Raw genomic sequence first — 26,694 nt, forward strand, 5'->3', positions numbered from 1 at the left:
GAAATTCAATGACAGCGCTATCACGCAGCGTCAAGCCACGTCGTGATTTGCGCGAAACCTTTCGCAAGTGCAGTATTTTTGATGTGCACCGCAATAATATATTTGGTTTCATTATTTATTTGACAGCGTTGTCAGATTTGCCATATACAGGTCCTACCCTGTTTCCCGGTGCGGTACGTCCTTGTGGCGTTTTGTATCGGGTCTGTTTTTAAAATCACGTCCTGGCGGCCCGGCTTCTTTCCCTTTTTCACAGCCGTGTCACTTAGTGGTTTTAAAGCGCCTTCTTAAATGTGGCATTATTTGGAAGGCACTGGCCTTAAGTCCCGACGGAGCTTCGTGCACCGTCGGGTTTTTTTTGCTTCTAAGCCTGCCAAACCTTTCGCAAACCCGGCGCATCACTTTTCGGATAACACGGTTGCATCCTCGTTGCGTTTGACCGTCGTCGTGGTAGCCTTTGCCCGCTCGGGGAAATCGACCACAAGGGAATAACGCCATGACCAGCATATTGAACCCTACCCCGGAATACGAGGTCGGCGCCATCTTCGATTATCACCCCAACAGCAGCGACGTAACCACCCTGACCGACGGCTCATATGTTGTCATCTGGTCGACATCGAATGTTTATTCCAACGGCATCGTCGCTCGACACTTCAACGCCGATGGCAGTCCCCGCGGCGCGGCCGTCAACATTTTCGATCAGGAGAACCTGGAAACCCTTCCAAGTGTGACAACCCTCGCCGATGGCAGATACGCGTTGACCTATGTCAGCGCCACCACCGCGACGAACCAAGCCCTGCGCACTCTGGTCTTCAACGCCGCCGATGAGCAGTCCGGCGGCGGAGTCCTGTACAGCTACTATGCCGATCAGACCGCGTCGACGACCACGCTATCCGGCGGTGCCGCCACCCTGGTGAACGTTCGCACAGCCAACAACAGTACGGCCGCCGGCATGTACCTCGCGACGCTGAATTCAAATGGCAGTTGGTACGGTTCAGCGCGTGTCGACACCCTGGGGAATACGCCAATCGACCCGACCGTGGCCGGGCTGGACAACGGACAGATCGTCGCCGCCTGGGCCGGTATCGGCAGTGACGGCTTTTATAACATCTATACGCGCATTTTTGCTGCCGATCGGACACCCTTGGCCGTCGAAAGCATTCTGATGCCAAGCGGCGGCGTCAACCGAACCGCGCTCGTCATTGTAGCCATGCCCACTGGCGGCTATGTCATAACTTGGCAAGAGGGTAGTGGCGCCAGCGCTGCTGTCCATGCCCAGTTGGTCGGCGATGACGGAGGACTTATCGGCGACTCTATCCTGGTCTCGGCCGCGGCCGGTTCGCAGGAATCACCGGACATCGCGATCCTAAGCGACGGCGGCTTCGCCATCGTTTGGACCAATGGCGACAGCGACGGCACCGGGCTCAATATTCGCAGCCAGAGGTTCGATGCCGACGGTCACAAGGTCGGTCCCGAGCAGCACGTCAACACCATTGATGTAGCGGGCGAGCAAAGCCACGCCCGGATTGCCGGATTGGAGGACGGCGGCTATGTGGTAACCTGGAACGACCTCGGCAATGGCGATTATGGCCAACTTTATTCGCGCACCTATCATTATGCCGATACCCTGGTCGGAAATCAGATCCTCTACGGCACCGGCGACGCCGACATCCTCGATGGCGGCTCGGGCAGTGATGCCATGTACGGCGGTTACGGCGACGACACTTACGTCGCCAACACTGCCGGCGATAAGATCTGGGAAGACCCGGACGGGGGTAACGATACGGTCCAGACCTATGTCAACTATACTTTGGGCGAGGGGCTCGAGAACCTGATGCTGATGGGCCTGTCACCGCTCACCGGCACGGGCAATGCCGCGGACAACACCCTGATCGGCAATGCCGGCGGCAATGCCCTGTCGGGTGGCGCGGGGGACGACTATATCGAAGGTCAGGGTGGAAATGACATAATCCAGGCCGGCAACGGCAACGACCTGGCTTATGGCGGTAATGGCGACGACACCTTCATCTCCTCGACCGGGGCCGACAAGGTCTATGGCGACGCAGGCGACGACACCTACAGCGCCGCCGGCTTGGAAACCGCCGCTACCCTAAACCTGGTTACCGGCATAGCCAATCAGGGCGGGTACAAGACGCATTTTTACTGCATCGAGAACCTTACCGGCTCGCTGGGTAATGATGTCCTCACGGGCGACAGCCTGGAAAATGTTCTGAATGGCGGTGGCGGCGCCGATTCTATGGCGGGTAGCCTCGGCGACGACACCTATTATGTAGACGACGCCAGCGATATCGTGACCGAATCTTCCAATGCCTCAGGCGGCGACGACGTCGTGTTCGCTTCAGTCAGCTACACCCTGACAGGCTATGTCGAAGACCTCGTCCTGACCGGCTCAGCCATTACCGGCAATGGCAACGCCCTCGACAACACAATTACCGGCAACCGTCTCGACAATCTGATCGATGGCAAGGCCGGTGCCGACACCATGATCGGCGGCCTTGGCAATGACACCTATTGGGTCGATGTCGCCAGCGATGTCGTGACTGAACTGGCAGGCCAGGGCACCGATACCGTGCGCGCCGGTCTCAGCTACGCACTGGGTGCCAATCTCGAAAACCTCATCCTCACCGGCACCGGCAATTTCAACGCCACCGGCAACAGCGGAGCCAATGGCCTAACCGGTAATGCCGGTAACAACGTGCTGGACGGTCAGACCGGCGCCGACACCATGATCGGCGGCCAGGGCAACGACACCTACTATGTCGACGATACTGGCGACGTCGTCACCGAAGCCGACACCGAAGGCACCGACATTATCTATTCGACAGTGACCTATTCGTTGAGCGGTCGCTTTGTTGAGACCCTGGCCCTGACCGGAGGCGCTAATATAAACGCCACCGGCAACACAAAGGCCAATACATTGATCGGCAATACCGGCAATAACAGCTTCACCGGCGGCAACGGCGCCGACATCTTTCTGTTCAATACCAGCAGTGGCGCCGATACCATCACCGATTTCACCACGGCGGACACCATCAATGTCAGCGCCTACCACGCGGTATCGCATACGGTGACGCAATCGGGTGGCAATGTCGTGATAAATTTCGGCAGCGGGAACACCATCACCGTGGTGGCCGCCACCGTAGCCGACGTCAACGCCCACACGATCTTTTAGGTCGTTTTAGACCGCCTTCGCCGAATCCCGCGTGACCAGTTCAAACGGCAATAGCCGGCTGGTCTGGGCGAACTTCGGCGCATCGTCATCGCCATTATTACGCGACAACAGGATATCCGCCGCCGCATAGGCCAGCTCGGAGACTGGCTGGCGGATGGTCGTCAGGTGCGGCCAGATCAGCAGAGAACCGGGCGTATCGTCGAATCCGACCACCGAAACCTCATCGGGAATCCGTACGCCGGCCTGTTGCGCGTGCGCCATGACGCCAAACGCCATTTCGTCATTGCTCGAGAAGATCGCGGTCGGCCGCGGCGCGCCCTTGGCGAACAATTGCCGTGCCGCCTCGATGCCCGACTCGAAACTGAAATAGCCTTGCTTGACCCATTCAGCGCGGACCTCAAGCCCGGCTTCGCGCATGGCCTTCAGGAAGCCCTCGTGGCGCAGATAGGTGGCGCCGTGCTCGGGATGGCCCAGGACAAAACCGATATCGCGGTGGCCCAGGCGGATCAGATGCTGGGTCATCTCATAGGCGGCCAGGCTGTCGTCCATATGGACGCTGGCCGAACGCTGCGGATAAAGATGCGGCGATACCCGGACATAGGGCACGCCGGCGGCCTCGACGGCCTGTAACACCACGGCCATGTCGCACAAGGGCGGCGTCAGGATGACCCCATCCAACCTTATGGTGGCCAACAGGCCCGAAATGGCGCGTTCCAGGTCCGGCGCCGTCGAATCCTGCGGCTCGGCCAGCAGGTGATAGCCGGTCTCACGACAACGCTTGATGACCCCGTGCTGCATGTCCTGGATATAGCTGGCGACCGGGTTGTCGTAAAACAGGCCGATCAGGAAACTGCGCGACCCGGCCAGCGAGCGCGCCAGCAGGTTCGGCCGGTAATGCAGGAGGTTCGAGGCTTCCTTGACCTTGGCGCGGGTTTCCTCACGCACATTCGGCTCATTGTTCATGACGCGCGACACGGTCTTGATCGACACACCCGCCAGCCGCGCCACATCATTGATGGTGGAAACGGCGTTTGGCGCCATCGGAGTCTTAAGTGGCGGAGCTTTGATTTGCGTCACCCGCGCGTGTCCCTGAGCCTGAAATTGGTATGGTCAGCTTGCGTCGCCAATGACAGCTTTGTCAATGGCTAAGAAGCGAACGTTTTCAAACTCTTATTTTTTGCCGAAAGTCGCCACCGCTTCAGCCGCGAGTCGCGTGATTTCAGCCCAGTTTCCGTCCTGCATGGCCTTGGCCGGCGCTACCCACGAACCGCCGACGCACAAGACATTGTCCAGTGCCAAAAACTCCGCCGCATTCTTGGCGTCGATACCGCCGGTCGGGCAGAACTTGACCTGGGGCAGCGGGCCGCCGATGCCCTTGAGATACGGCACGCCACCGGCGGGGACGGCCGGGAAGAACTTCAAATGGGTGAAGCCCCATTCCAGGGCCTTCATGACTTCCGACGAGGTGGCGACGCCCGGCAGCAGCGGCAGGGCGTCCTGGTGCGCCAGAGTCTTTGTCAGGCCAGGCGAAACCAGGAACTTGGCGCCGGCCTTGGCGGCCTTTTCGGCGTCCTTGGGCGTCAGAACCGTGCCGGCGCCGACGATGGCATCCGGGCGCTCCTTGGCGATCAGCTTGATGGCGTCAAGCGCGCAATCGGTACGCAGGGTGATTTCCAGGACGCTGATGCCGCCAGCCATCAAGGCATCCGCCAAAGGCAGGGCCTGGTCCAGGGAAGGGATGACCATGACCGGCAGGACGGGGCCCATGGTCATGAATTTCGGCACGTCGGGATGGGTGGACATGGGTGTTACCTGTTAGTTCTGTGTAATCTGCGAATGATTGGGCTTAAGCCACGATCTCAGCGTCAGTTAAAGCATTTGCTGAGCCCAACAGGGCCGCATATGGATGCATGATGATGCGCGACGGAATAGCGGCAACCATATGGGACAGAGGCGCCTTGGCCTCCATGCGCGCACGGAAGCGCAGTTCGTCGATATGCTTGATCAAACGCGGCGCGATGCCGCCGGCGATGAACATGCCCGATGTCGCGCCATGGCACAGAGCCAGGTCGCCGCACACGCTGGCCATGATGTCGAGGAAGGCCTCGACCGTGTAACGGCAGCCTTGGGCGTCGTCGCCTTCGAGATGGGTGATCTGGGCCGGCGTCAGGTCTTGGGGCGCCTCGCCGCGGATCGACGAAATGGCCTGATAGAGATTGACCAGGCCCGGGCCCGACAGCAGCATTTCGATGGTCACGCGACCGTGCTTCTTGCGCAGGAAACGGTGAATCTCGACCTCGTAATCATTGACCGGCGCGAAGCTGGCATGACCGCTTTCGGTCGACAGGCAATAGGGACCATAGGGGCCGCCGACCAGGACCGAGGCGCCGAATCCGGTGCCGGCGCCCATAACGGCGTGGACATCGCCGAAGCCCGAGGCCAGGCCGCCGATCGGCTTGGTGTCCTCGGCCGCCAGGTGCGGCAGGCAATAGGCCAGGGCGGCATAGTCGTTGATCAAGCGGGCGCGGCGCGCGCCGGTCGACTTGACCAGTTCGTCCTCGGCCACTTCCCAGGCGAGATTGGTGAACTTGATGCGGCCGTTCTTCACCGGACCGGCGACGGCGATGCAGGTATAGTCGAGCGCCGGCTTGCCGCCGGTCATGGCGAAATAGGCGGTCAGGGCATCATAGACGTCCTTATAGTCCGAGCATTCCAGCGTCTTGAAATCGCGGAGCGTCGTCTTGCCGTCGGTACGTTCGGCGATGGCGAAGCGGGCATTGGTGCCGCCGATATCGCCAACCAGGCCGTAAAGAGTCCGTCCACCGGTCGTCTTGAGTGAAGTCGTTTCGAAATGCGCTGTCATTATGCCTACCAGAATACGGCGCCGCCTGCGTCGGCCGGTCCAACGGCCCTACGCATGTGCGCAAAAAGTTCCCGACCCATGCCGTCCGCCTCTTCGGGCTGTACGGCATTCGGTCTTTGTGCGAACTCGGTGGCATCCCCGAGATAGTCAATCGTCCCTTTTTCGCAGTCCACCCGCACGACGTCGCCGTCACGCAGTTTGGCGATCGGACCGCCATCGACCGCTTCCGGTGTCAGGTGGATGACCGCGCCGACCTTGCCCGAAGCACCGGACATGCGTCCGTCGCTGACCAGGGCCACCTTATGACCGGCGTCGAGTATGCTCGACAAGGACGGCGTCAGGCTATGCAATTCCGGCATACCATTGGCTTTTGGCCCCTGGAAGCGGACAACGCAAACAAAATCACCCTGCGGGAGTGACTTGGCTTTAAAGGCGGCAAGGAAATCGTCCTGGTCGTCGAATACCACGCACGGCGCCTCGACGATCTGGTGCTCGGGCTTCACTGCCGACACCTTGGCCACGGCCTTGCCGAGATTGCCCTTGATTTCGCGCAGGCCGCCCTCGGGCGAGAACGGATTGGCGTACGGCCGCAGCACGTTTTCATCGAGACTTTTGGCCGGAACATCGCGCCAGATGAGCACGCCGTCGTCCAGCACCGGCTCCTTGGCATAGAGGCTGAGACCATGACCCCAAACGGTTTCGACGTCTTCGTGCAGCAGGCCGGCGGCCAGCAGTTCGCGGATGACGAAACCGATCCCGCCGGCAGCGTGGAAATGGTTCACATCGGCCGAGCCGTTGGGATAGACGCGCGCCAGCAAAGGCACGACACGCGAGATATTGTCCATGTCTTCCCAGGTCAGGATGACACCAGCGGCGCGCGCCATGGCCGGCAAATGCAGGGCGTGGTTGGTCGATCCGCCCGTCGCCATCAAACCGACGACGCCATTGATAAAGGCCTTGGCATCGAGAACATCGGCCAGGCGGCTCGGGTTCTTGCTGTTCTCGGCGGTCTTGGCGGCGCGCTCAACGGCGGCGGCGGTCAGAGCCTCGCGCAGGGGCGTCGACGGATGGACGAAGGCGGCGCCCGGCACGTGCAGGCCCATCATTTCCATCAGCATCTGGTTGGAATTGGCCGTGCCGTAGAAGGTACAGGTCCCCGCGGCGTGATAGGACGCCATTTCGGCGGCGAGCAAGGCGTCGCGCCCGACCTGGCCCAGGGCGTATTGCGTGCGCACCTTGGCCTTTTCGGGATTGGGCAAGCCTGAACCCATCGGGCCCGACGGCACGAAGATGATCGGCAAATGGGCGAACGACAAGGCGCCGATGACCAGGCCCGGCACGATTTTGTCGCAGATACCCAGCATCAAGCCGGCGTCGAAGGCGTCGTGGCTCAAGGCGACCGCCGTACCCATGGCGATGACGTCGCGCGAAAACAGGCTGAGTTCCATGCCTGGGCGCCCCTGGGTCACGCCGTCGCACATGGCGGGCACGCCGCCGGCGACCTGGGATGTGGCGCCGACCTTGCGCGCGGCCAGGCGGATCTTTTCGGGATAGTCGTGATAGGGCTGATGCGCCGACAACATGTCGTTATAGGCGGTGACGATGCCGATATTGGGCACGCTGTCCAACGCGGCCTGCAGCTTTTCGTCGCTGGTCGACGCCGCCACCACGTGGGCATAGTTGGCGCAGGACAGCTTCTTGCGCCGCGGTTCGGTCGACTTGTAGCGGTCGGCGCGCGCCATGAACTTTTCACGCGCGGCTTTCGACCTTTCGATAATGCGGTTGGTGACTTCGGCGAGGACGGGATGCAGTTGGGTCATAGGTATCTTCCTTACGCCGCCCATACGAAGTCAACGGGTACAGGGCATTGCGCCAGAAAGGCGCCGATCGGGGAGGTGTACGGGTCGGTGGACAGCGCCGCGGATTTTAGCACATCCAGCTTGGCTTGGCCCGTGATGAAAAAGACGATGCGGCGGCTGCGATTGATGGCCGGCACACTCAGGGTAATCCGCGGCAAAACCGGCTCAGCGCCGTCGGTAGCCGCGTCGACCGGCACGACCAGGGCGTCGGTGCCATAGACGAAGCCGTTGATCGCATGGCCTGGGAAGATCGAGGCATAATGTGCGTCCGGCCCCATGCCCATCAAGGCGATATCGAAGTCCGGCGCAGCGCCTCCGCCCAGCTCGAGCAGCTTTGCCTCGGCCTTGGCGGCGCAGGTGGCGGCATCGGAGATATCCTGGACCAGACTAACGAACAACATGCCCTTGTCGCCCATGGCGTCGTCGAGCACTGGCTCCAAAGCCTCATGCATCATGCGCGTATTGGACGCCGCGTCGTCGGTCGGCACGAAGCGTTCGTCGACCTGGGTCAGGACGATCTTGCCCCATTCGAGATCGAGCGCGACCAGGCGCTCATAGATCGGCTTGGGCGTGGTGCCGCCGCAACCGATCCAGAGGGCCTTGCCGCGTTCCGAGACGGCGCCTTGCAAGGCGCCGGCGATCACACCGGCGACATAGGCGCCGGCCTCATCCTTCGACGCAAAACAATGGACGCGGACCTCGCCCTGGGCGGCGGGAAAGGTCAGAAGCTCGCCGCCGGACTCAGTCATTCCAGGTGCGCCCGTCGCGGTCGAGCATGGTATAGGCGCTCATCGGCCCGAAGGTGCCGGCCTGATAGATCTGCGGCTTCGGATAGGCCTTTTGCCAGGCTTCGATAATGCCGTCGACCCAGGTCCACGCCGCCTCGACCTCGTCGCGACGCACGAACTGGGCATTGTTGCCGTTCAGCGCATCGAGGATCAGCCGCTCATAGGCGATGCGGCGGCGCGCCGGCTTGTTTCCGTTGCCATCAAAGGCTGCCGTCAGGGACAGGCTAAGGTCGAGCGGCTGCAAATGCATGCCGTCGGCGGTCAGGCCCGGCGCCTTGTTCATCAGGGTCAGCTTGATGTCTTCGTCGGGTTGCAGGCGGATGACCAACTGATTGGCGCGCGCCTCTCCGCCGAAGATCGAGTGCGGCAAGGCCTTGAACTGGATGGAGATTTCGGTGGCGCGCGACGGCAGACACTTGCCGGTGCGCAGGTAAAACGGCGTGCCGGCCCAGCGCCAGTTGGCGATCTCGGCCTTGACGGCGACATAGGTCTCAGTGTTCGACGGCGAGCCTTTTTCCGCCTCATAACCGGCGGCCGGCTGGCCTTCGGCAAAGCCCGGGCCGTACTGGCCGCGCGCCGTCGTCGCGTGGACGTTCGACGCATCGATCGGCTTCAAGCTGCGCAGCACCTTGACCTTTTCGTCGCGCAGCGCGTCGGACGACAGGCCCGACGGCGGCTCCATGGCGGTCAGGCACAACAGCTGCAACAGGTGGTTTTGCAACATGTCGCGCAATGCGCCGTACTCGTCGTAATAGCCCAGGCGATCGGCGACGCCGACGGTTTCGGCGATGGTGATCTGGACGTGATCGATACTCTGGGCGTTCCATAGCGGCTCGAACACCGTATTGCCGAAACGCAGGGCGATCAGGTTCTGCACCGTCTCCTTGCCGAGATAGTGGTCGATGCGGAAGGTGCGGCTTTCGTCGAAGGCGTGGGCGACCGAGTCATTAATGACCCTGGACGAGGCCAGGTCGCGGCCGATCGGCTTTTCGATAATGACGCGGTTGGGGGCGTGGCTTAAGCCCGCCTTGCGCAGGTGCTCGCAGATCGGCTTGAAAAGGCTGGGCGAAACCGACAGAAAATAGGTGACTTCCAGGGCACCCAGATCGCCGCCGCCGACACGCAGCAGTTCGGCCTTCAGCTTGTCGCCCCATTCGGCGTCGGCGACATCCAGTGAAATATGGCTGAGGCGCTCGGTGAAACGACCCATGGTTTCGGGCTCGAGATCGCCGCCGACACGCTTTTGCACAGCGTCCGAAACGCGCGTCACAAAGGCGTCGTGGGCCACCTTTTCACGAGCGACCGAAATCATGCGCAGATTGCTGCTTAAGAAACCGTCCTGATCCAGCATGGCCAGGGATGGCCACAACATGCGGATCGCCAGATCCCCGGTCCCTCCGACCAGAACAAAAACCTGTTGGCGGCCACCGGGGGCTGAACCAGACGCAGACGGTTGTGTCGACATGAGTATCCTGTGTTCCTCGACCTTAGCGGAACGCCTTGTGACCGGCGCCTTGACAGCGCTGTCATATACGTCCTACTTCGCAGGGTCAACTATGAAAATGGCACGGCGCTTCGCTATAGGAAAAACCGTCCGGGAACACAAGAACCGTTTGTCGCGTTTGCGCCGGCATATGGCTGTAAAGCCCCGCTGGATCGGCGGTGGCGATCCGACATTTCCCGCCATCATGAAATATGTCAGCAAGGCTGGGCGGGGGTTCTGCATAAGGCTATGCATGCCGGGTTCGCCTATGGTTCGCGTCATCGTCAACTATGTCAGGACGAAACGGGGTGTCGCTGCATATCTCTTCGGTTGGGAACGCGGCCGGGTATTTTGGACAGGGTGACACCTCACATCAAGCTTCAGGAAACCGGTCAGCGTGACAAAGTCGCCTTGCCATGTCAAGGGTTAAATTACGAAATAAGATAATAGTTACGACAAAATATAATTCATGCTGAGATGGCTGGCGCATTCACGACGGCCAGCGCTCGCGGCTTGGCAAGCCGCAGGGGCGCGAAATGGCCGAATTGGAAGGTGAAAACCACGATAAATTGCGCGGTTTCGGACGCGTTTTGCCGTCCCGGAGGTGGTATGGAGCGGTTACAAAGGGCTTATCTGGCCTTAAATCGTGGTTTGGAGGCCGTCGAATGGACATAGTTTTGTCGCCGCACCAGCGAAAGGCGCGACCTGATCACGCCTTAGCCAGCTTGCCTCATCCATTTTCATCCATTTCCACCCATTTATCGGCCATGCCCTTGTCCTTATCCGGCGTAATATGGGTCTTAATCCGGCCGTTCGCCGCACTTCTTTTTGTCACGAGACGCCTTGACGCGTGCTGTTTGTTGCGTTATGCAACAAACATGACCAAGTTTTTGACCACGTCCGAACGAGAGGCCCGCCGACAGGGCCGAAATCCGACCGCTTAATTGTGGATCGGTGACGGCTTTTACGCAGCCGTCGTCTAGTGGTCAGGACACCCGGCCTTCAACCGGGGAACGGGGTTTCGAATACCCTCGGCTGTTCCAATATTCCGCAATTAAGCACGCTTCCGGTTTCAACGTAGCTCAGTTGGTAGAGCGATCCGCTGTTAACGGAAAGGTCGCTGGTTCGAAGCCAGCCGTTGGAGCCATTGCGGGGCCGTTTGATTGGTCAGATAGCACACTTTGAATGTGAAGATAGTGGGTTCGATCCCCATACCCGCAGCCAATATTTTAGATTGTAAGATCCGGAGACGTAGACTCCACCGCCTCCTATTTCGTTGAAAGGGGTAAAGCGCCAACGAAGGTAACAGCATTCGCCAGTCTTGGGCGCAGTCCGCGACCGAGGGGGCACGTTCTTGACTTTGTTGCGCCGATCGTTTGTGGATGGCGGCTTTAAGCCGTCGCGCAACAAATGAGTCCGTTCGCGTAGATTTTGTCGAATTTGTTGAACCTGGGGTCCGGCTTGAACGTCTTGCTCGTCAAGGTCAGGCGGCTGATCTTTGCGACCTCAAAAACCTGAGGCACCGAAGGCCCTGTGGGTTTAGCGGAATCGCGGACCTGAGTGCCGCCGACAATGACCTGAGACCGGTCCTTGGTGGCATAGAACAGGGCGGATGGTTCGAACGTTCTCTCGTTCAGGCCGTTGTTATAGCGGAGAATGACTCGGCGATTTTCCGTAATGGCCTGGGAGAGCAGGGTTTCAAATTCTGTGTTTCGCATCGCCGGCGCCTCGGTAGTTTGTGCGGCTTCGGCCCTAAGGGATCTTCGGCCATTTTCAAATTCCGCTCTTGCGGTTCGGCGTGCATAACACGATTCCGTGGTCCGCCGACAAAGGCGACAAATCGTTCACAGCGGCGTATCCTGCGCCGATGACAACTCCACCTTTCGATCTCGAACGCTTCGTCACCGCCCAGGCGCCGGTCCATGACATCGCCATGGACGAGCTGCGTGCCGGCCGCAAGCGCAGCCACTGGATGTGGTTCGTCTTCCCCCAAGTGGCCGGCCTGGGATCTTCGCCGATGTCGCAGTTTTACGCCATCGGCAYGGCGGACGAAGCCCGCGCCTATCTCACCCATCCTGTTCTGGGGCCACGCCTGCGCGAGGCCACGGAGATCGTGACAGCATCCCAAGCCGGTTCCCTGCCGGCCGTGCTGGGCCATATCGATGCCGTCAAGTTTCAATCCTGCATGACCCTGTTCGCCCAGGTCGCGGCGCCCGGCGACACCGTCTTCACCGAAGCCCTGCGACGCTGGTGCGGCGGCCTTCCCGATACCCGTACGCTGGAATTGTTACGGGAATAAACACGTGTGAAGTCGAGGCCTCACGCCTCGGCAATCATGGCGCAGCCCCACCGCGCTGTAAAGGATTGGCTATGTCTTCCCCACAGCTTGCAAATGCGACCAGGTCAGGCAAGGTAGGGCCTACGACTTTTGGGGGATCGGCCATGACATCCGTTTTACGACTGCTCTTGTGCCTGGCCTTTATCCTGGTGCCGGCCGCCGCCCGGGCCGTTGAACCCGAACGTCCGGGCCAGACAGATTTTCTCAGGGCCGCCGTCTACGCCGAAAATCGCCTTTACCTGGTCTCCGCCGGCCAGCTCTTCAGCCTGACGGAAGCCGACCACGACGCCCGCCGCGAAGACGCCGGCGCCAAGGTTCGGGATATCTGCAGAGTGGAGGGCGGCCTCGTCGCCCTGACGGCCGGCGCCACGGCCGAATCCGTCGTTCTGCGCCGTCACACGGCCGAGGGTTGGGCCGCGCCCGTACCCATCGCCACCAAGAAAGATGAAAGCGCCACCCTTTTCTGCGAGGGCAAATCGGCCATGCTTTTGACGGACACTCGCCTCATCACCGAATCCGCCGGACAGACCAGCGAACTGGCGCTCAAGGGCGAGCTTCGCTGGGGCCTGCCGGCAACCCTGGCCACAACGGACGCCATCTATCTCGGCATTAATCGCGGCGAATGGGGTGGCGGCCTGCAACGGATCGATCGCGCCACCGGTGAGATCACCCAGATCGAGGATATGATCCCCGACTCTTGCGAGGGCTTGCTCAACACCAACTGCGATCCGGTCAATGGCCTGGCCGTCCTGCCCTGGCGCCCGGATTGTATTGCGGCCGCCATCGGCCTGATCCATGAATACGGCCAGGGCCGCATCGTTACGGTCTGCGGCGACAAGATTGAGCCGCTCTATGTCAAACAGTTCGGCGAACGCTTCGCCAATACGAGCCTGCCGGAGGACGAGGCCTATCAGACCCTGCCGTTTTACGCCCTGATGCCGGCCGGCGACACATTGATGGCCATCGGCCAGGATGGTCTCTACACCATCAACAGTTCTGGTGCCGCCACGTTAGAGACCATGCCCGATTTCAAGACGATCGGCCCTTTTCACGTCAGCTTTGCCCGGCCCGACATGATCCTCGTCCTCACCTCGGTCAACAGCCGCATGTCCATCGGCGGAGCCGTACCGATGTTGGTGGCGCGCTAGGTTGATCGAGCGCGCGGCGCAATCGGCCGGCTGTTCCCGAACCATGACATTCGACATCCGCGCCGCCCGTACGGCCGGCATAGTTTTGCTGAAATGACACCCCAGAACCGGTCCACTTCAAAGTCGTAATCCTAAACCCTTAGAGCTTTAGGAAAGCATGCGGCGAATGTCTTCGCGCTTGTCGAGCGTCGTTTCAAGCGCCTCATCATAGGCTCGGCGCGCGATCGTCTTTTCAGCGGGTGACCAGGTCAGATTTTGCGGCATGGACGTCCTCCCATCATGTCCGCCCGTCAATGTAATCCTCCGCCTCGGCCTGTCAAATGACGGAGAAACGAAGCCCGCGCTTTCGCGGATATCGGCCATTGACAGCCTAATGCCGCTGGCCTACGCTTTAAACATAATACATCATATAATTAGCAGGGCTGTTGATATGCTGCGATCACTTACAAACCTCGCACCTTTGTGTCTGTTGATCGCCGCCACGGCCTTGCCGCCGACGGCCTCGTCTGCCAAGGCAGCGGCGAAAAAAGTGGCGGCCGCGGCGATCTATGTGTCGCCCCGGGGCGACGACGCGGGACCCGGGTCACGCGCACGTCCTTTCAGGACCCTGATGCGCGCCCAGGCCGCCGTACGCACGCTGAATGCCGGCAAGAACGTCACGGTCTTCATCAGCGACGGCGCCTATGGTCTCAACCAGCCGCTCGTTTTCACCGCCGCCGATGGCGGACAAGGCAGCCATACCGTGATCTGGCGGGCGGCGCCGAAAGCCAGGCCGATGATATCCGGCGGCATGGAGGTCGACGGCTTTAGCCTGGTGGACGCCGACAAGAACGTCTATGTCGCCGATGTACCCAAGGGATTGGACTCACGGCAATTGTGGATCGACGGCGTCCTGGCCGAGCGCCCGAAGGTCGAAATCGAAGCCCGCGACATAGAGTTCGGCGCCAACGGCTTTACGCTGAAAATCCCCGACCTCGACTATATTGCCGGGATCAAGAATCCGTCCCGCCTCGAGGTCGAAATGACCGGCTTTTTCACCGACCGCTATTCGCCAGTGAAAAGCATCGAAGGCAAGACCGTCGTCATGCAGCAACCGGCCTGGGATAATAACACCTGGGGGTACGACACCCTGACGCAACCCATCTTCCCGCAGGATTCGCGGCTGTTCCTGGTCAATGCGCCGGAGCTTTTCGGCGTCACCAATCAATGGCACTCCAATCCCTATCAGTGGTATATCGACCCGGAAGCCGGCAAGCTCTATGTCCGCATTCCCGAAGATGCCGACATGGCGGCCCTGACCGTCACTTTGCCCCGGCTCGAGGCACTGCTCAGCATTTCCGGAACGCTGGATAATCCGGTGCAAAACCTGGCGTTCGAAGGCTTGCGCTTTTCCTACACGTCCTGGACAGGCCCGTCCTCGCCAACCGGCTATGCCAGCCAGCAAAGCGGCGCCTATTTGAAGGACCTCTCACCAGTGCGCCCGGCCGACGCCTTCAAGACCTGTGGCTGGGGGTGCCCGGAATTCGAAACCATGCGGCAAAAATGGAGCCAGATGCCGGCGGCCGTGCAAATTTCTGCGGCGCGGAATATCCGGTTCGAAGGCAATGCGTTTTCGCAACTGGGCCAGATCGCGCTGGGCATCGGCAATGACGACAACGCCAATCTGAGCGGAACGGGTCTGGGTGCGCAAGACATCTCCATCAAGGGCAATCGCTTCACCGCCCTGTCCGGCGGCGCCATCATGGCCGGCGGCATCCGCGAAGACGCTCACCATCCGCACGACCCGCGCCAGATCAATGCCAGGATCGTCCTCGACAACAATATGGTCTCGAACGTCAGCCAGGATTACAAGGAGAATGCGGCCATTCTCACCACCTATGTCGACGGCGCCCAGATCCTGCGCAACGACGTCTCCGAAGCGCCCTATGACGCCATCGATATCGGCTGGGGCTGGGGTTATAACGACAGCGGCGGCAATCCTAATTATCGCGACCATCAGGCGGGCTATAAGGCCAACACCGCCTATACGACACCGACGACCCTGAAAAATACCGTCGTGGCGGGCAACCGCGTCCATGGCGTCAAGACCTGGTACAAGGACGGCGGTGCGATTTACAACCTTTCCGCCAATCCCGGCGCGGTCATCCGCGACAATCATATCTTCGATATCAACGGCGCCATCGGCATCTATCTCGATGAAGGCTCCAAGCATGTCCGGGTGACCCGCAATGTCGTCGAAACGCGGGGCCGGTGGCTGAACGCCAATACGGTGGGCGCGCAATATAAGCGCGGCATCACGACCGACAACAGCGCGTCGGACAACTGGCACGACTCGAACCAGGTCGGCGGGCGCTGGATTGCTGACAGCGGCAACAGCATCGTGGACGACAATCTCATTGCCGACAAGGCCTGGCCGGCGGAGGCGCAAAAGGTCATTGCCGGCGCCGGGTCGACCCTGACGACGACCGCCGCGCCCCCGCCGGTCGTCATGCCGAAGCCGAAGCCCAAGCCCGAGGGCGAAGTCTGTATCGGGCATGGCGTGCCGAACGACTATCCGGAGAAAAAATGCCCGACCCTGCATTTGCCGGGAAACTAAGCGGAAGAACGTTCCAGTGCCCTATGCTTAAATCCGCCCGGTCGGGGTCGTACCGAAATGCTCCCGGTAGCGCCGCGAAAAATGCGACCGCGACGCATAGCCCGCTGCTTCCGCCGCCGCCACGCTGAGGCCGCCGGCTTCTATGGCCTGGCGGGCTGACCGCAAGCGTTCGTCGGCCAATATCTCGCGAAACGACGTGCCGTCCGCCGCCAGACGGCGCCGCAATGTCGAGGCCCCGATCCGAAGCTGATCAGCCACTTCGGCGACATACCAGTCCCGCGCCGGCGCGCTGCCGATCAGCCACGCCACCTGATCGGTCAGATTGGTGGCAAACAAGGTCCGCGCCGCCGCGAAGGGCCGGATCAAGGTCAGGACTTCGGCCATGCGCAGCGCCTTGACCGTGTCGCCCTGGGCGCCGTCGGCAATGGCGGTGGCGGCGTGAACCAGGGCTTCGGCCAGGTGAGAATCCACTGGGATCGAGAAATCCATCGCGGTGCCGGCGGCCTTTTCGGCTGCCGACAGGGGCGCTACACCGACCGGCAGGGCCGGCACCTCCATGATCATCGATTCATAGACGCCCAGCCCGTCATCGCTGGGGATATTGACCACGTCCAGCGGCACGTCGCGGGGCAGGACGAACACCGAACCTGCCGGAAAGACCTGAACCCTGTCGCCCAGCCAGACCTCCTTGACGCCGTGCAGGACGATGACGATCGCGGCGTGCGGCATTCGAATGGCGGCGATCCGCTCGCGATCCAGGGCGCAATAGCAGAACAGGTTGCGCGCATGGCTGCGCACACCGGCGCGCGGCTCCGACCACAGGGCCCGAAGTCGCTGGACCAGCGGCGGAACCGATGAGGCGGGCGGGCGGATCAGGTGCATGTTCATGGTCGCGATCCTACACCGCAGCCGCCCGGCAAAAAAGCACTCAGTGAGCGTTTCAGGCTCATATCGGCGTCAAACGGGCCCGGGGGCAAGGCGGCCGGCGATTAAACAGCGGGTCTTCACAACGGAGCCTGCCATGAAAGCCTTGTTTACGACCCTCCTGGCCCTTACGGCCACATTTGCCAGCCACGCGTCGGCCGCACCTGCCTATGTCGAGCTGTGGCGCCTCGATTGCGGCCAGATCGCGGTGAGCGACCTGAGCGCCTTTTCCGACGCCTACGATTACGTCGGCACCAAGCGTACCTTGACGGACAGCTGCTATCTGATCCGCCACGGCAGCGACTATATGCTGTGGGATTCAGGCCTGCCCGTCGGCCTTCTTGGCGCCAAACAGGACCCGGCAGCCTTGCTGGCTCCGACCCTGACGGTCGACCTGGTCAGTCAGCTGAGCCGGATCGGCGTCAAACCGGAGCAGATCGGCCGGCTTGGCATCAGCCACAATCACTTCGACCATACGGGCCAGGCCGCCAGCTTCCCGAAGGCCGTTCTGATGATCGGGGCCGCCGACTTTGCCGCCTTCCGCGATACGCCCGCGCCCTTCGGTGTCGACGGCACGACGGTCAAACCGTGGCTGGACGGGAGTTCGAAGGTCGAAACCTATGTCGCCGACCATGACGTTTATGGCGACGGCAGCGTGACCATGCTGTCCATGCCCGGTCATACGCCCGGCGAGATGGCGTTGCTGGTCCGCCTGCCGCAAACCGGCGCGGTTCTGTTGTCCGGCGATGTGGTGCATTTCGAGGCGCAATTCGCCCATCATGGCGTGCCAGGCTTCAACGCCAACCGCGCCGACAGCCTGGCCTCCATGGCCCGCCTGCAGGAGATCGCCGCCAACCTGCATGCCGTATTGGTCGTTCAGCACGATCCCGACGACATTGCCCGCCTGCCGGCCTTCCCGAAAAGCGCCCGTTAAGGCAGCGAGTCGCCGGTCAACCGTCAACCGTTTTTCGGTTTGAGATAGCCGTGCATAGCCAGCCAGCGCGTGAAGTCGTCGAACCATCCCGTGCTGGTGGTTGGCTTTTGATACATGCCGAAGCCGTGTCCGCCCTGTTCGTAAAAGTGAAACTCCACCGGCCGCTTGGCTGCCCGCCAGCTGTCGATAAGGCCAAAACTGCCGTTACCGAACAAAGGGTCGTCGGCAGCGATGGCAAAGAACAGCGGCGGCGCGTCGGCGGGGACCTCGACCGGCGCCAGGGAGCCATAGACCTCACCGATAAAGGCCGGCTTGGCGTCCTGGCCATAGAGCGTCGTCGAGATCGTCAACATGGCGCCGGCCGAGAAACCAACCATGCCGATGCGGTCGGGATCGACCTTCCATTCCGTCGCATGCGCCCTGACCAGGGCAAAGGCGGCGCGCGCGTCGGCAATCTGCGGCGCCAGCGTAACGGACGGATCCTGCTTTGCTGCGGGCGGCTTCGCGGCGCCGGAGAACATGGCCTTCATCGAGGCGTCGAACCCGTCCATATCCGCCGGCGTCTGGACCAGCCGGTATTTCAGCACGAATGCCGCTACGCCCTTATCGGCAAGCGCGCGGGCGACGTCCCACCCCTCGTTCTCCATCGACAAGGTACGAAAGCCGCCACCCGGCGCGACAATGACCGCGGCGCCTGTCGCCTTGGCGGGGTCCGGCAGAAACGGCGTAAGCGTGGCGACCGTGACGTTGCGGGCGAACACACTGCCGTATTGGCTGTGCCACGACTCAGGCGTCACCGCGCCCGGCAGCGGGCCGGTCGCCAAGACGATGGCGTCCGGCTGGGCCGGCGTCGCGATCGGCGTCATCTTGTCGTTTTGCGCCATTGCAGGCTGTGCAAGAGCACACGTCAAAGCCATTGCGCCGACAGCCATGCCCGCAGCCAACAACCGCAGCTGCCGAACGGCATGCCTCATATCATGTTTCACTATCATTGGGGTCTCCCTTTCCCTGTTCCGACAATGTCGGAGCTCTCAGCTATTTGTTTTTCGCTGTTACGATAGCGCTACCATAAATTTTCATAGGCGGAAAGAAAATGTCGGACTATTGGAGCAGCCTGCCCGCAATCGACCGCTCCGAAACGTCATACAGGGGCGATTGGCTTTGTTAGGTTTGCAATCCGCGGCCGGTGATCTTCAATGCAATGCCGAAATCGTGACTGGCCGTCTCGGGGATGACCACGTGCAGCCCCGTTGCATCCTGATGAAACTTAAGCGGCGCTGTCGAGCCGACAACCTCGACGCGGCGAACCTGCGCCCTGGATAGTGACGCGATACTGACCATGCCCGACGATGGGCGCCCGAGCGTCAGGGCATAAAGGGCGCTATCCTTGGCGGTGAAGCGGATATCTTGCGCCGTAAAGGGCTTCATCGCGCCTTCGCCGAACTGGCCGGAGGCGACCTGGGTCGGACCTTCCCCAGCCACTTTCCACGGGCGGGTGCCATAGATGGCTTCACCGAACCGGTTGGTCCATGAACCGATTTGCTCGACGATCTTGCGCTCTTCGGAATCGATCGTACCGTCGCCGCGTACCGGGATGCTGAGCAGGAGGTTGCCGTTCTTGGAGACGACATCGCACAGGCGGTGGATGACGGCTTCCGCGCTCATATAGGATTTGTCGAGATAGCGCTGACGATTGTAATGCCAGTCGCCGATGCAGGTATCGGTTTGCCAGGCATGGGGCACAATGTCCGAGCGGAAGCCACGTTCGACATCCTCGACGACGGCGGCCCGGCGGTCATCCGGGAGGTTCTTGGTGTTGACCACGGCCTCGAGTTTTCCATGCCATTGAATAGAGGCGTTGTAATAGTGGGCGGTGATGTCGAGGCCGGCTTGCCCAAGCGGCAGGTCGAAATTGTCGAAATAGACCAGGTCGGGCTGGTAGGTGTCGATCAGATCCTTGCAGCGCAGGTACCACGACCTGACGAAGGCCGGATTGGCCAGCGGCGGGGCTTCGTCCCAGACGCGGTCGTGGGCTTCGTGCCAGGCATCGGCGTCCTTGACAGTCGTTATGCCGTCGGGCATCGGCATGACGGCGCCGGCGTAGAGCTCCTGCGGATCGAGGCCTTCCCACCATTTGCCCACTCCGTCGTATTTCGTCAGTTTGAAGGCGTCGTAACGTTCGCCCGCACGGGGGCCTTCTGGGTCATATCCATAGGCGGTCTGAAACCAGTGCCAGGCGTGGGCCGAGTGATTGGAGACACCGAACTTCAGGCCGCGCGCCCTGGCGGCCTTGGCCCAGGTACCGATGATGTCACGTTTGGGACCGACCCGGGTTGAATTCCAGTCGTGGAACTTCGAAGCATAGTTGTCGAAATTGTCGTGGTGGTTGGCCAGGGAGACGAAATATTTAGCCCCGGCCTTTTGATAGAGGTCGAGCAGGTCATCGGGATTCCAGTTTTCCGCCTTCCACAGATTGTCGATCTCCATGAAGCCGGTGTCGGCCGGATGGCCGTAGGTTTTCAGGTGGTGTTCGTAGTGGCCATCGCCTTGCGTGTACATTCCGCGGGCGTACCAGTCGCCGTGCTCAGGCACGCACTGGGCGCTCCAGTGGGCCCAGATGCCGAACTTGGCGTCACGAAACCAGGCTGGTGCCTGATACTGGCTTTTTAACGAGTCCCAATCGGGCTTGAAGGGCCCCGGCGCGGTGTCGCTGAAAGAGCTGGCCAAGGTGTCCGCCCGGGCGGCGCCGTCCAGGACGGGAGCCGCGCCGACCGCGGCCAGGGCTTTGAAAACGTCGCGTTTCGACAGCATTTCGGTTCCTATTTTATCTATGCCCGACAATCAGGTGCTGGCATTAGCGCTCTCAGGTCGCGCTAATAAAACCATCCACGACATAGGAAAGCAAGCTCATTACCGGGGCATGGCCCCATTTCGTCCATACATGACGTCCTTAGCGACGCGATGTCCTTCAACCGCGCAAGACACAGCCGTCCGGATCGGTTATCATGGCCGCTCCCTGTTCAAGAGAGTATGACACCCAAGGTTCAGCTGAAAAAGCGGAAGGCGAAAGCATGAAAAAACCTGCCCCCGCCCTGCTTGCCGGCGGCAATCCGCAAATCGCCAAGGATGACGGCGATGCGCCGGTGCAGGCCTATATCGCCGCCATGCCGGGCTGGAAACGCGACCTGGGCCACCGCCTCGATGCCCTGATCACCGCCCAAGCGCCCCATGTCTGCAAGGCGGTGAAATGGAACTCGCCCTTTTACGGTACGCCGGACCTGGGCTGGTTCGTGACTTTTCGCGTCTTCACCGCCTATGTGAAGGTGACCTTTTTTAACGGCTTGGTGCTGACGCCGCCGCCGCCCGGCGGCACGCCGCGCAGCCAGGGCGCGCGCTGGCTCGATATCCGCGAAAGCGACGTCCTGGATGAGGCGCAGATGGCCGACTGGATCYGCCAGGCCGCCGCCCTACCGGGCTTTTTGGCGCCGAAGATCTGACCCGTTAGCCGGCTGCCAGTTTCCGGCACACCGCGTCGGTCAGGTCGTCCGCCGGAAAGGTGCAGTCGATACGCAGATCGTCCAGGGTCACGCTGAGCGGCGCCGCAAAGGTGGTGATCGTCTCGAAAAACCGCAGTGTCCCCGCCGGGCTGCGAAAATCGATCGTCAGGACGGGCATGGCCTCGCCGCCAATGATCGGGTGACGCCACGCCTGCGGCACGCCGGGATAGTCCATGAGCTCATCAAAGAGGTTGCGGGCGACCAGGTTACCGGGCGCCGCGGTCATCTCATCCTGCAAACGCCGCAAAAACCACGCCGCGACGTCGTCCCAGTTTGCGATGGCCGGGCGCATATCCTCCGGATCGAAGACCTGATGCAGCAGGTTGCCGTGCCGGGGCTCCCGTCCGCCCATGATGAAGGCGCCCAGCCGGGCCGCGGATTCGTTGGCGTCCAGCACGTCGAAATGGCGGTTGAGCAGGAAGGCGGGAAAGGGATTCTGATGTTTCAGGATCAGCCCGACCGCCTCACGCATCCGGTCCAGACCGGGGGCATTGAGCTCCGCCTCGCCATATTGCGGCGCATACCCGCCAGCCAGCAGCAAGGCATTACGTTCGCGCAAGGACACCCCCAGTGCATCGGCGAACCGTCCGACGGCTTCACGCGACGCCTGCGCCTTACCCATTTCGACAAAACCGAGATGCCGGGCCGACATGCCGCAATCCAGCGCCAGATCGAACTGGCTCATGCGCCGCGCCGCCCGCCACTCTCGCAGCAGGATTCCGATCGGCGGATAGGCGGCTTTATGATCATCCATCCTCGTTCCATAGCATGACCGTCAACGCGATGTAACGACCTCCGAGGTAGTTGAACCTGACAGCACCGCATGCAACCTGTTTCACAAGATTGGAGATCCAAGACATGAAACTCATCATCGGCCTGTTGGCCCTCGCCCTGGCAGCCCCTGCCTGCGCGGAGGAGACGCTCGACCCGCAACACCAGGCCCTGGCCCATCTCGCCGGCGCCTGGACCGTGCAGCAATCCCTGTGGCTGGGCGACGCCACCACGCCCAAGGTCGACAGCGGCCATGCGGACTTTGCCCCGGTGCTCAATCACCAATTACAGCAATCCCTGCGCATCGACGATGGCACCCATTTCGAAGGCCTCGGCTATATCGGCTTTGATAACGCGTCCGGGCAATATTTCAGCACCTGGATGGACGTTAACTTCCCGGGCATCGTCGTCGCCTATGGCGATTTCGACTCCGCCGCCAAGACTTATGTCCTGAAAGGCAGCATGTCCTCTTCAACCGGCGGCCCGGTCCCGGTGCGCGAAGTCATGACGATCCAGGACACCGATCATTTCCGCTACGAATATTACGAAACCCATGCGGGCAAGGAAGCTCTGACCGTCCGGCTCGACTATACCCGCGGCAACTGACGGGCCTAGTGACCAGAAGCCTGGTTATCATCCTGGGCCATCGGCTTCAGCTTGGCCTTGTGCTGCTCAAATTCAGACAAGGTGGATTGATTGATGGCAGGCTGCCCCATCCAAGCGCCCCCCGCACTGATCTGACAACGCACGAGATAGGTCTTGTCCGCGGTCACGGTCATGGCCTGGTCATCTTMCGTGCCGTTCGATACCCAGTAGGTATGGCGCCCAGGCTCGGTGACGTGAATGAAATAGCGATTGCCGGTAAGTTTTGACAGATCCTGCTGGGTCGCACCCTTGTGTTCATGCACGGTACAATTAATAGCGGTGCCCATGCCGCCGGAGCGGTAGAAGACAATCTGTGCCTTGCCCGCCGGCGGCGCCGGGAACATGCCGGCGACCAGCTCGCCGGGCGCGGCAGAGATTCCAGGGAAAAAATCATAAAGCGTTCCGGCAAAGGGGGCCGGGGGTGACGCGGCAGACGACGCACTGGTCGAATCCGGGGCCTGAAGGGCGGATGTTTCCTGGGCGAAAACCGGCGCAGCCACCAGGGCAGCCACCACAACAAAACTATATAGAATTTTCCTCATCGACTATCCCCCCTTGGATGGGTGAATGGCACGCCCGCAAGAAGCCAAATGCGCCACGCTGGGTGAATAGACGTGGTACGATATAAATTGTCAAAACAATAGCTTAGATCGGGATCAGGAATCTCGAAGTTGCCTCGGCGCCAAATCGGCGCGTATTTCACTCCAGTTATGGACAACGCGCACGCCATGAAGATGCTGGGCAAACCGGCCAACCTCATCGGGGCGGGGCTGGAAAAGATAACGGCTTTCAACGCTCTTGAGATAACTCAGTACTTCCAGCCGGTCGTCGATAAAATGCGTAATGCCCAATCCTTCGCAGATAGCGGCTTTTTGCGCTCGCTCCCGGCAAAAACGGGTATTGTCTTGCGGAACGCCGGATCGTTGGAAGAAGCGCCGAGCGTCCAGCCAATGCCGGGTCAGGCCTTCCACCTCGGGTCCACACTTGGAGATAAGCCATACCCTGTCACCGAACCGCGACCCGACAATGTCCCTTATGGCCTCGATGGCGTCGGCAACCTCGGGCGTGCTCAGAAAATCCTTATGAAATGAGGTGTCGCTGCCGCCGTCGATGCGCTGGATGATCACGCCGCCGATATCAATTCCAAGCCTGTGTTCACCCGTCGCCCTATCCATATGGCGCCTTTCACAACAAACGATACGGAGCATGTGCATAGTATTTGGGGGCGGAATCAAGGCGGATATGCAACCACGCCACGCCCCGAACTGTTGATCCACCACCGGTCGCCAAACCTCCGTCATCTGGTCTTCGGGCATCGTGCACTGAAAAGTCGCCGTTCCCCAACGTTTCAGCAGTTTCTCAAAAAATTTGAACGCTGTTCATTTTATGCCTTGCGTGCAGTGCAAGACCATGGCTAGATGACTATACTTCGGCATAAGAGGGGTGGAATGATGCATCGTATCGGCTTTTCTCAGGCGAAACGGATCGCCTTGACCGCTTGGCTCATGGGCATGACGCTGCTGCCCGTGCCACGCCTGGCCATGGCCCGGGACGCTGCCGCACCGATCGTCGTGCGCGCCGGCGCCGCCACTTTTACGATCGACCCCGACACCTTGCGGATCGACGCCGCGCCGGACGGCGGCCAAGCGATCGCCGTCATGCCGCCGCTCCACGCAGCCGAGGCGGCAAATCCCGTTCAGGACGGCGATACCTGGCGGTGGAGCGACAGCGCGGGCCGCACTCTCACGCTTGGAACCGAAGGCCAGGCCCTGCACCTGGTCATCTCCGCGCCCGCAACGGCGAAGCTCGACTGGCCCTTGCCCGCCGCGACCACCGGCACCTGGCTGGTGCCCGATGGCGAAGGCATGGCTTATAAGGCCGACGACCCGTTTTGGCGCGCCGCCTACCGTCGCGAACATTGCCTAGGTGGCACCACTCTGCTGTCTTTCCCCGCCTGGAGCTATCTCGGCGATGGCCAGGCCGTCACCTATGCCCTCGGCGACGGATTGCTTTCCGAACTGTGCCTGCGGGACCAGACCGGCATCCAGGCACGCCTGACCCATGACTTCAGCAACGGCGCCGGGACGCTCGACCTGCTGTTCGCCATCCGTCCCGCCGAGCCCCTCGCCCCCGCCCTGTTCTATCGCCAGGTGTTGAAGGACCGCGGCCAGTTCAAAACCTTGGCCGCCAAACAGGTACCGAAGCTGGACCGCCTGTTCGGCGCCCCCCAGGCCTATGTCTGGGGCGACGGCCGCGACCTGGCCTTTCTCGCCGACCTGAAAACCCTGGGAATCGACCGCATCCTGCTGAGCTACGACCAGGACCCGCGAACGCACAAGCATCTGGTCGGACCGGACTACATGACGCGCGCCGACGCCCTGGGCTATCTCGCCGGTCCCTACGACGCCTTCGACAACGCCCAGCCGGCGGCGACATCGGACATGCCAGCGGGCATCTGGGACGACGCCCTCTATCCCGCCGGCTGCATTGTCGGCGCCGACGGCAAGGTGCTGACCGGCTTCGCCAACCGCGGCTGCGAATTGTCGAGCGAGGCCGTCGCCCGCCATCCGGGCGCCCCCAGCCCGGCGTCGCGCTATGCCGGCCACATCGCCGACCACGCCACCACGGTCTTCGTCGATGTCGACGCTTTCGGCGAGTTCTATGCCGACTACAGCCCCGATCATCCGATGACCATGGCGGTCGACCGCGCCCACCGCCTGGACCGGCTGGGCCTCGGCATCACGCAATACCACCTCGTGCTCGGTTCGGAAAACGTGACGGCCTGGAGCAGCGGTGTGACCCACTATTCCCACGGCACGGCCCAGGCCCATGTCGCGGCGGTGTGGCCGCTTCAGGCCGATCAAGCCCGCTTCGGCGGTTATTGGCCGAATGACCGGCCGCCTTTGTTTTTCAAACCGATTACCCTGACAAGCGACGAAAGCCGTATCCTGTTCGGACCCGTCGACCGCCTGCCGCTCTTCGAAGCCGTCTTTCACGATTCCGTCGTCGCCGCCGACCGCTGGGAGTTCGGCCTGATGAAGGTGGCCGGCGAGGAACGCCGGCGCTTCGCCCGCGCCCTGCTCTACGGCACGCCGACCATGTGGGCCCTCGACCGCCGTGAACTGGTGCGCGTCGGGCCGTGGCTTAAGGCGGCGCAGGACGATTTCCGCGTTGTTCACGGCACGGGCACGCCGGTCGCCCTCACTGGCTTCACTTGGCTGACGGACGATCATCTGGTCCAGCAGGCCAGCTTCGCAGACGGCCACGTCGTGATCGCCAATTTCGGCGCCGGCGTGTGGCAAGGCCTGCAACCGGACTGCGTACGCGTCAACCACCTGGGCCAGGCACCAGCCGACCTGTGCCCGCCCGCCGATCCGCCGCCCTATAACTAGATCGTGATGCGTTTTGATGGAATCAAAACGCCGCTCTAACTTTTTGTTTTTACGCGCAATTTAATCGAAAACGGGGCCGCCCGAGCGGTGGTGTCCACTTTATCGGATTGCGCTCTAATGGCCGGAAGTCTGGTTATCATCCTGGGCCATCGGCTTCAGCTTGGCCTTGTGCTGCTCAAATTCAGACAAGGTGGATTGATTGATAG

22 protein-coding genes and 3 tRNA genes are annotated in these 26,694 nt (G+C 61.4%); 11 read left to right on the top strand and 14 right to left on the bottom strand.

Annotated features, from left to right (window positions below; all coding sequences use genetic code 11):
• Positions 1-493: 493 nt before the first annotated feature.
• Positions 494-3,190 carry a hypothetical protein gene (locus AC1DX3_RS18615; protein ID WP_476990830.1) on the top strand — a complete coding sequence of 899 codons (2,697 nt, stop codon included), beginning with the start codon at positions 494-496 and terminating at the stop codon, positions 3,188-3,190.
• A gap of 6 nt (positions 3,191-3,196) precedes the next feature.
• On the opposite strand, the gene AC1DX3_RS18620 is transcribed toward AC1DX3_RS18615, so the two are convergent.
• From AC1DX3_RS18620 to zwf, 6 genes are all read right to left on the bottom strand, one after another.
• The gene (locus tag AC1DX3_RS18620) at positions 3,197-4,231 is read right to left on the bottom strand and encodes a LacI family DNA-binding transcriptional regulator (protein ID WP_476990831.1); all 1,035 of its coding nucleotides are present in this window, start codon (positions 4,229-4,231) and stop codon (positions 3,197-3,199) included.
• A 129-nt stretch (positions 4,232-4,360) separates the two neighbouring features.
• Entirely contained in the window at positions 4,361-4,993 is a 633-nt protein-coding gene (eda, locus tag AC1DX3_RS18625) for a bifunctional 4-hydroxy-2-oxoglutarate aldolase/2-dehydro-3-deoxy-phosphogluconate aldolase (RefSeq protein ID WP_476990832.1), read from the bottom strand.
• Positions 4,994-5,036: 43 nt separating this feature from the next.
• The gene (glk, locus tag AC1DX3_RS18630) at positions 5,037-6,053 is read right to left on the bottom strand and encodes a glucokinase (protein WP_476990833.1); all 1,017 of its coding nucleotides are present in this window, start codon (positions 6,051-6,053) and stop codon (positions 5,037-5,039) included.
• A gap of 5 nt (positions 6,054-6,058) precedes the next feature.
• Positions 6,059-7,873: a phosphogluconate dehydratase gene (edd, locus tag AC1DX3_RS18635; protein ID WP_476990834.1), complete on the bottom strand. Its 1,815-nt coding sequence runs from the start codon at positions 7,871-7,873 to the stop codon at positions 6,059-6,061.
• Positions 7,874-7,884: 11 nt separating this feature from the next.
• A complete protein-coding gene (gene pgl / locus AC1DX3_RS18640; RefSeq protein WP_476990835.1) occupies positions 7,885-8,661 on the bottom strand; it encodes a 6-phosphogluconolactonase in 777 nt (258 codons plus the stop codon).
• Positions 8,654-10,165 (bottom strand): glucose-6-phosphate dehydrogenase, encoded by a 1,512-nt coding sequence (gene zwf / locus AC1DX3_RS18645; protein WP_476990836.1) that lies wholly within the window; start codon positions 10,163-10,165, stop codon positions 8,654-8,656. Before zwf ends, pgl begins: the two co-directional genes overlap by 8 nt.
• Positions 10,166-11,151: 986 nt before the next feature.
• Between zwf and AC1DX3_RS18650 the strand changes: the two genes are divergently transcribed.
• The 3 genes from AC1DX3_RS18650 to AC1DX3_RS18660 all read left to right on the top strand — a co-directional run bounded on the left by AC1DX3_RS18650 (position 11,152) and on the right by AC1DX3_RS18660 (position 11,407).
• Positions 11,152-11,226: transfer RNA gene (locus AC1DX3_RS18650), tRNA-Glu, on the top strand.
• 28 nt (positions 11,227-11,254) lie between these two features.
• Positions 11,255-11,330 (top strand) — tRNA-Asn (locus tag AC1DX3_RS18655).
• Between the two features lies 1 nt (position 11,331).
• Positions 11,332-11,407 (top strand) — tRNA-OTHER (locus AC1DX3_RS18660).
• A gap of 167 nt (positions 11,408-11,574) precedes the next feature.
• Here the strand turns inward: AC1DX3_RS18660 and AC1DX3_RS18665 are convergent.
• Complete coding sequence (locus tag AC1DX3_RS18665) at positions 11,575-11,901, bottom strand: hypothetical protein (RefSeq protein ID WP_476990837.1); 327 nt, start codon at positions 11,899-11,901, stop codon at positions 11,575-11,577.
• A gap of 149 nt (positions 11,902-12,050) precedes the next feature.
• On the opposite strand from AC1DX3_RS18665, the gene AC1DX3_RS18670 reads away from it, so the two are divergent.
• The 3 genes from AC1DX3_RS18670 to AC1DX3_RS18680 all read left to right on the top strand — a co-directional run bounded on the left by AC1DX3_RS18670 (position 12,051) and on the right by AC1DX3_RS18680 (position 16,265).
• On the top strand, positions 12,051-12,482 hold the full coding sequence (locus AC1DX3_RS18670) for a DUF1810 domain-containing protein (protein ID WP_476990838.1): 432 nt from the start codon (positions 12,051-12,053) through the stop codon (positions 12,480-12,482).
• Positions 12,483-12,625: 143 nt separating this feature from the next.
• Positions 12,626-13,669, top strand: coding sequence for a hypothetical protein (locus AC1DX3_RS18675; protein WP_476990839.1), 1,044 nt, complete (start codon positions 12,626-12,628; stop codon positions 13,667-13,669).
• 430 nt (positions 13,670-14,099) lie between these two features.
• A complete protein-coding gene (locus tag AC1DX3_RS18680; RefSeq protein ID WP_476990840.1) occupies positions 14,100-16,265 on the top strand; it encodes a right-handed parallel beta-helix repeat-containing protein in 2,166 nt (721 codons plus the stop codon).
• A 27-nt stretch (positions 16,266-16,292) separates the two neighbouring features.
• On the opposite strand, the gene AC1DX3_RS18685 is transcribed toward AC1DX3_RS18680, so the two are convergent.
• The gene (locus tag AC1DX3_RS18685) at positions 16,293-17,153 is read right to left on the bottom strand and encodes a helix-turn-helix transcriptional regulator (protein WP_476990841.1); all 861 of its coding nucleotides are present in this window, start codon (positions 17,151-17,153) and stop codon (positions 16,293-16,295) included.
• 133 nt (positions 17,154-17,286) lie between these two features.
• Between AC1DX3_RS18685 and AC1DX3_RS18690 the strand changes: the two genes are divergently transcribed.
• Positions 17,287-18,123, top strand: a complete 837-nt coding sequence (locus AC1DX3_RS18690; RefSeq protein ID WP_476990842.1) for an N-acyl homoserine lactonase family protein — start codon at positions 17,287-17,289, stop codon at positions 18,121-18,123.
• A gap of 23 nt (positions 18,124-18,146) precedes the next feature.
• Here AC1DX3_RS18690 and AC1DX3_RS18695 read toward each other — a convergent pair whose 3' ends face one another.
• Positions 18,147-18,989, bottom strand: a complete 843-nt coding sequence (locus AC1DX3_RS18695) for an alpha/beta hydrolase (RefSeq protein WP_476990843.1) — start codon at positions 18,987-18,989, stop codon at positions 18,147-18,149.
• Between the two features lie 298 nt (positions 18,990-19,287).
• Positions 19,288-20,934 carry an alpha-L-fucosidase gene (locus AC1DX3_RS18700; RefSeq protein WP_476990844.1) on the bottom strand — a complete coding sequence of 549 codons (1,647 nt, stop codon included), beginning with the start codon at positions 20,932-20,934 and terminating at the stop codon, positions 19,288-19,290.
• A 260-nt stretch (positions 20,935-21,194) separates the two neighbouring features.
• Between AC1DX3_RS18700 and AC1DX3_RS18705 the strand changes: the two genes are divergently transcribed.
• Positions 21,195-21,620: a DUF1801 domain-containing protein gene (locus AC1DX3_RS18705; protein ID WP_476990845.1), complete on the top strand. Its 426-nt coding sequence runs from the start codon at positions 21,195-21,197 to the stop codon at positions 21,618-21,620.
• A gap of 4 nt (positions 21,621-21,624) precedes the next feature.
• Here AC1DX3_RS18705 and AC1DX3_RS18710 read toward each other — a convergent pair whose 3' ends face one another.
• Complete coding sequence (locus AC1DX3_RS18710) at positions 21,625-22,434, bottom strand: helix-turn-helix domain-containing protein (protein WP_476990846.1); 810 nt, start codon at positions 22,432-22,434, stop codon at positions 21,625-21,627.
• Between the two features lie 104 nt (positions 22,435-22,538).
• Between AC1DX3_RS18710 and AC1DX3_RS18715 the strand changes: the two genes are divergently transcribed.
• Positions 22,539-23,057: a DUF1579 family protein gene (locus AC1DX3_RS18715; RefSeq protein ID WP_476990847.1), complete on the top strand. Its 519-nt coding sequence runs from the start codon at positions 22,539-22,541 to the stop codon at positions 23,055-23,057.
• A gap of 5 nt (positions 23,058-23,062) precedes the next feature.
• On the opposite strand, the gene AC1DX3_RS18720 is transcribed toward AC1DX3_RS18715, so the two are convergent.
• From AC1DX3_RS18720 to AC1DX3_RS18730, 3 genes are all read right to left on the bottom strand, one after another.
• Positions 23,063-23,638, bottom strand: coding sequence for a hypothetical protein (locus AC1DX3_RS18720; RefSeq protein ID WP_476990848.1), 576 nt, complete (start codon positions 23,636-23,638; stop codon positions 23,063-23,065).
• Between the two features lie 114 nt (positions 23,639-23,752).
• Entirely contained in the window at positions 23,753-24,271 is a 519-nt protein-coding gene (locus AC1DX3_RS18725) for a hypothetical protein (RefSeq protein ID WP_476990849.1), read from the bottom strand.
• 10 nt (positions 24,272-24,281) lie between these two features.
• Positions 24,282-24,419 carry a DUF6940 family protein gene (locus AC1DX3_RS18730; protein WP_476990850.1) on the bottom strand — a complete coding sequence of 46 codons (138 nt, stop codon included), beginning with the start codon at positions 24,417-24,419 and terminating at the stop codon, positions 24,282-24,284.
• A 125-nt stretch (positions 24,420-24,544) separates the two neighbouring features.
• Here AC1DX3_RS18730 and AC1DX3_RS18735 point away from each other — a divergent pair, with 125 nt between their 5' ends.
• Positions 24,545-26,488: a glycoside hydrolase gene (locus AC1DX3_RS18735; RefSeq protein ID WP_476990851.1), complete on the top strand. Its 1,944-nt coding sequence runs from the start codon at positions 24,545-24,547 to the stop codon at positions 26,486-26,488.
• The last annotated feature ends 206 nt before the right edge of the window (positions 26,489-26,694 follow it).

The organism is Asticcacaulis sp. P2_B1 (genome assembly GCF_056404915.1).